General features: G+C 28.2%; 3 protein-coding genes. 2 read left to right on the top strand and 1 reads right to left on the bottom strand.

Going from position 1 to position 1,616, the window contains the following annotated elements:
- Window positions 1-118: 118 nt before the first annotated feature.
- Window positions 119-478 (top strand): DUF6262 family protein, encoded by a 360-nt coding sequence (locus IDG65_RS14020; protein ID WP_103146663.1) that lies wholly within the window; start codon window positions 119-121, stop codon window positions 476-478.
- 28 nt (window positions 479-506) lie between these two features.
- On the opposite strand, the gene IDG65_RS14015 is transcribed toward IDG65_RS14020, so the two are convergent.
- Window positions 507-917 (bottom strand): YolD-like family protein, encoded by a 411-nt coding sequence (locus IDG65_RS14015; protein WP_000612780.1) that lies wholly within the window; start codon window positions 915-917, stop codon window positions 507-509.
- Window positions 918-1,404: 487 nt separating this feature from the next.
- Between IDG65_RS14015 and IDG65_RS14010 the strand changes: the two genes are divergently transcribed.
- On the top strand, window positions 1,405-1,616 hold a 212-nt coding region (locus IDG65_RS14010), incomplete at its 3' end, for a transposase (protein ID WP_142379635.1).

Raw genomic sequence — 1,616 nt, 5'->3', positions numbered from 1 at the left:
CAATCAAATAACCTCCAATCGAAGATTGAGTTAAGACATGATTATATAATTTAAAAAAGAAAAAATGTAGGAAAAACAGCATTTTCATTTCGCCATTTTCCTACATTTTATAACCGCCATTTACAATAGACAAGAACAATTAAAACAGTTACATGCAGAACGAAAAGTTAAAACCGAGCAAAAAGTTTCTAAAGCAATAAATGAATTGGTTCGAAAAAATGAAGAAATTAACTTTAATATTGTTGCTAAGCATTCAAATGTATCTAAAGCTACTTTATATAATAATAGTAAAATTCGAAAGAGAATCGAAGAGTTACGTGAACAAAGTAAAGACATATTTGTACATAAAAATAACAGTGACGGTAAAGACGCATTAATTTCTTCATTAAAAAGGAGAGTAAAATCTTTAGAAAATGAGAAAAAGAGGCTCAAAGATGAAATAAACACATTATATAATAAAATATATGAAGATATTTAATACACAGGTAAAGAGAAATAATTCGAGTTTAAGAGATATTATACACATTAGTATTAAAAAAAGTATGTTTAGTATTTGTAGAATCGTAAAATGTAAAATAACCATTGATTGTATCAATTTTCAAAATTTTTCCTGTATAGTTTGAAATGCTGCCGTCTTCCCAATATGAGATTGTACATAACTCATCATTTTGAATTTTTATTTGAAAAATCTGATCTAAATTATCTAATGAATCATGTGTTAGCAATGGTTTTTCTATTTTATTTTGATCCTTTATAATTTGTTCTAAAATTTCAAACTGTTGCGGGAGAGTCGCAAAAGCTTGCCATTTGATTTTTCCACGCCCTTGAGGGATTTTAGGGTTTAAATATTTTCTTGGTATTTTTCTATAATCAGTTTCATATTTATATTCATCTGGCGCATTAGGATTTGGAATCATGTTTACCACCTCATCATCATTGTAGAACGTATGTTCTTTTTTGGCAAGGATTATATAATTTTTTAATGTGATTAATTAATTAATTTAAAATAAGTTATTTTTTATATGGAAAAGTTGAGTAAGATTATCGAGCATTTATAATTATAGTAACTGGAATTATGATGTTTGGTATGTTAATAGTATTTTCTCTTTTAAAAAATGTGAACATAAAAAAATAGAGTCTGGGACATAAACCCTAGAGAAATAGCCAGTAAATGAGTTTTAACAAATTCATTTACTGGCTTCTTTATTTACAATACTCCGTATTGTTGGCTCGCTTTCTTAGGGGACAGCTTCAGCCTGTAGTCTTCAGCTTGTCCTGTTCCCTCAAGAGTCTCGCCAAAATACTTTGTATTTATATGTAATTTTACATTGTAATACTTTAAAAAAATAAAGCACTTTCGTATAATTTAATAAACATCACTAAACTAAATTAACGAGGTGCCTTATGTATAAAAATTATAACATGACTCAACTTACTCTACCAATGGAAACTTCAGTTCTTATCCCCACAAATGATATTTCACGACATATAAATGATATTGTTGAAACAATTCCTGACAATGAATTCGACGAATTCAGACATCACCGTGGTGCAACTTCGTACCATCCTAAAATGATGTTAAAAGTGATTCTATATGCCTACACACAATCTGTATT

This window comes from Staphylococcus sp. EG-SA-17 (genome assembly GCF_017151845.1).
Lineage (GTDB): Bacteria > Bacillota > Bacilli > Staphylococcales > Staphylococcaceae > Staphylococcus > Staphylococcus aureus.
This window is presented reverse-complemented; position numbering and strand designations above follow the sequence as displayed.